Here is a 3,127-nt window from a genome sequence, read left to right on the forward strand (position 1 = left end):
GGGAGCGGGTGGCGGCCACGAGCACGTGACCCCGCGCCCCGCAGGGGTGGGGCGGGTCGGCCGGGCGCGGGTGCGGCCGGGGCGGGTCAGGCCACCCAGGTGCGCGGGGTCTCCGCCTCCACCGTGGCACCCGTCGCCACCAGGTCCGCGGCCGCCGCCAGGCGCTCGGCGGCCTTGTCGGCCACCGCGCCCGCCACCGTGAACGGGAGCCGGACGTAGCCCTCGAAGGCGCCGTCCACGCCGAAGCGCGGGCCCGAGGGGACGCGGACGCCCAGCCGGGCCCCGGCCTCCGCGATGCGGGAGCCGGAGAGGCCGCCGGTGCGGGCCCAGAGGGTGAGGCCGCCGTACGGGACGGTGAACTCCCAGTCGGGGAGGTGGCGTCGTACGGCGGCCACGAGCGCGTCCCGGTTGTCGCGGGCGAGCGCGCGGCGGACCTCGATGGCCTCCTCCCAGCCGCCGGTGTTCAACAGCCAGGCGACGGCGAGCTGTTCGATCACGGGCGTGCCCAGGTCGGCGTAGGCGCGGGCGGCGACCAGGCTGCGGATGACGTCGGGGGCGGCCCGGACCCAGCCGATGCGCAGCCCGGCCCAGAAGGACTTGCTCGCGGAGCCGACGGTGATGACGGTGCTGCCCGCCGGGTCGAAGGCGGAGACCGGGCGGGGCAGCTCGACGTCGTCGTCCAGCCGCAGTTCGGACATGGTCTCGTCGGCGATCAGGACCGTCCCGGCCGCGCGGGCGGCGTCGACGAGGCCGCGGCGCTGTTCCTCGGTGGCGAGGGCGCCGGTGGGGTTGTGGAAGTCCGCGACGACGTAGGCCATGCGGGGGGCGGCGGCGCCGAGGACCTGGCGCCAGGCCGGGATGTCCCAGCCCGCGAGCCGGTCGGCCATCGCGACGGGCACCAGCCGGGCGCCCGCCTCCCGCATCAGCTGGAGCACATTGGCGTAGCTGGGCGAGTCGACGGCGACGCGCTCACCGGGGCGGACCATGAGCCGGCAGGTGGCGGCGACGGCGCCCATGGCACCGGTGGTGACCATGATCTGTTCGGGCATGGTCGGTACGCCGCGGGCGGTATAGCGGTCGGCGAGCGCCTGGCGCAGGACGGGCAGGCCCGCGGGGTAGTCGCCGTGGGTGTGGGCGTACGGCGGCAGCTCCTCCAGGGCGCCGCGCGTCGCGCGGGTCAGCCAGGGCTCGGGGGCGGGGAGCGCGGCGCAGCCGAGGTCGATCACGGAGGCGGCGGCCTCCGGGGGCAGCGGGTCGAGTCCGCGGGTGGGCAGCGGGCTCCCGGCGGGCATGGCGGTCCAGCTGCCCGCGCCGCGCCGCGACTCCAGGAACCCCTCGCCCCGCAGCGCCTCGTAGGCGGCGGCGACGGTGGTGCGGCTGACGGCGAGCGCCGCGGCGAGTTCGCGCTCGGCGGGCAGGCGGGCCGCGACCGGGACCCGGCCCTCCAGCAGGAGCAGCCGTACGCCGTCGGCGAGCGCGCGGTAGGCGGGGACGCGGCGGCCGCCGTTGAGCGACGCGACGGGGCTCTCCACCGTCGCCTCGCGGGTGTGCTGGGAGCCGAGGAGGCGGGCCAGTTGAGGTGCCCCCACCGCGGAGGTCCACGGACTCATCGAATGCGGTCCACCTTTCCCGGATTGGCCATGGAACTGGACTGGTTCCAGGCATCAGAGTGACATGTCACCGGCCAATGGCACCAGTCCACCCAGAAGTGGCCACTCACCACAGGAGTACATCGTGTCCAAGGAACCCTCAGGGGGATCCCGTCTCGCCCGTCGTCTCGTCCAGCTCTACGGCGGGCTCGTGCTGTACGGCGTGGGCATGGGGCTCCAGGTGCGCGCCGCGCTGGGGCTCGATCCTTGGGACGTGTTCCATCAGGGGATCGTCAAGCGCACCCCGCTGTCGTTCGGCACGGTGACGATCATCGTCGGGGCCGCCGTGCTCCTGCTGTGGATTCCGCTGCGGCAGCGGCCGGGGCTCGGCACGGTGTCGAACGTGATGGTGATCGGGGTCACGGTGGACGCCACCCTGTGGCTCGTCCCGCAGCCGGACGCGCCGGCGCTGCGCATCCCCCTGCTGCTGGCCTCGATCGTGGTGGGCGGCGCGGCCACCGGGCTGTACATCTCGGCGCGGTTCGGGCCGGGGCCGCGGGACGGCCTGATGACGGGGCTGCACCAGCGCACCGGCCGGTCGGTCCGGCTGGTGCGGACCGGGATCGAGGTGGCGGTGCTGGCCACGGGGTTCGCGCTGGGCGGCTCGGTGGGGGTGGGCACGGTTCTGTACGCGCTGGCCATCGGGCCGCTTTCGCAGTACTTCCTGGGCCTGTTCGCGATACCCTCAGCCACCGGAGACGCGACCGGAGACGCTCCCGAGGGGACGACGGAGAGTTCACCGGTGGTCGCGCAGGGCGGTCCACGGAGTCCGATCCGTGACCTGATTTAGCCCTCGCGTGCGTGGAGCGGTAGTGTACGCCCTTGGCCCACCAGGCGGACCGTTACTGCGCGCTGAAGCATGAGAAACGCTGGGTGACATCTGCTGCCAGATGTGACAAACCGGGCGCCTGTGGGTAGAACAACGGGGCGGCACGACGGGCGACGCATGTCCCAGTACGGGAATCTTCACCGCCGACCGGACGTTGACCGGATGACGACGACAGCGACACCTGTCCTGTGGGCGAGAAGCCCGGGAGGCACGATTCATGAGTGAGCGAGCTCTTCGCGGCACGCGACTCGTGGTGACCAGCTACGAGACCGACCGCGGCATCGATCTGGCCCCGCGCCAGGCGGTGGAGTACGCATGCCAGAACGGACACCGATTCGAGATGCCGTTCTCGGTGGAGGCGGAGATTCCGCCGGAGTGGGAGTGTAAGGCGTGCGGCGCCATGGCACTCCTGGTGGACGGCGAGGGACCTGAGGAGAAGAAGGGCAAGCCCGCGCGCACGCACTGGGACATGCTCATGGAGCGGCGTACCCGTGAAGAGCTGGAGGAGGTGCTGGCCGAGCGGCTGGCGATCCTTCGGTCGGGCGCCATGAACATCGCCGTGCATCCGCGCGACACGAGCCGTAAGTCTGCCTGACCTTCACGGCAGTACTGACGCACAAGGGCCGGGGCCACTGCTGAGCAGTGGCCC

Annotated in this window: 3 protein-coding genes; 2 read left to right on the top strand and 1 reads right to left on the bottom strand. The window is 73.1% G+C overall.

Features of this window, described 5'->3' with window-relative positions; all coding sequences use genetic code 11:
* Positions 1 to 86: 86 nt before the first annotated feature.
* Positions 87 to 1,610: an SCO1417 family PLP biosynthesis transcription factor gene (locus tag EEJ42_RS32810; RefSeq protein ID WP_123105607.1), complete on the bottom strand. Its 1,524-nt coding sequence runs from the start codon at positions 1,608 to 1,610 to the stop codon at positions 87 to 89.
* A 208-nt stretch (positions 1,611 to 1,818) separates the two neighbouring features.
* Here EEJ42_RS32810 and yczE point away from each other — a divergent pair, with 208 nt between their 5' ends.
* On the top strand, positions 1,819 to 2,439 hold the full coding sequence (gene yczE / locus EEJ42_RS32815) for a membrane protein YczE (protein WP_246097539.1): 621 nt from the start codon (positions 1,819 to 1,821) through the stop codon (positions 2,437 to 2,439).
* Positions 2,440 to 2,695: 256 nt separating this feature from the next.
* Positions 2,696 to 3,073 carry an RNA polymerase-binding protein RbpA gene (locus tag EEJ42_RS32820; RefSeq protein ID WP_009713547.1) on the top strand — a complete coding sequence of 126 codons (378 nt, stop codon included), beginning with the start codon at positions 2,696 to 2,698 and terminating at the stop codon, positions 3,071 to 3,073.
* The last annotated feature ends 54 nt before the right edge of the window (positions 3,074 to 3,127 follow it).

This window comes from Streptomyces botrytidirepellens, assembly GCF_003721215.1.
GTDB classification, from domain to species: Bacteria; Actinomycetota; Actinomycetes; order Streptomycetales; family Streptomycetaceae; genus Streptomyces; species Streptomyces himastatinicus.

Coding starts and splice junctions, on each gene's coding strand:
- EEJ42_RS32810 (WP_123105607.1), bottom strand. CDS start 1,610: ATGAGTCCGTGGACCTCCGCGGTGGGGGCACCTCAACTGGCCCGCCTC.
- yczE (WP_246097539.1), top strand. CDS start 1,819: ATGGGGCTCCAGGTGCGCGCCGCGCTGGGGCTCGATCCTTGGGACGTG.
- EEJ42_RS32820 (WP_009713547.1), top strand. CDS start 2,696: ATGAGTGAGCGAGCTCTTCGCGGCACGCGACTCGTGGTGACCAGCTAC.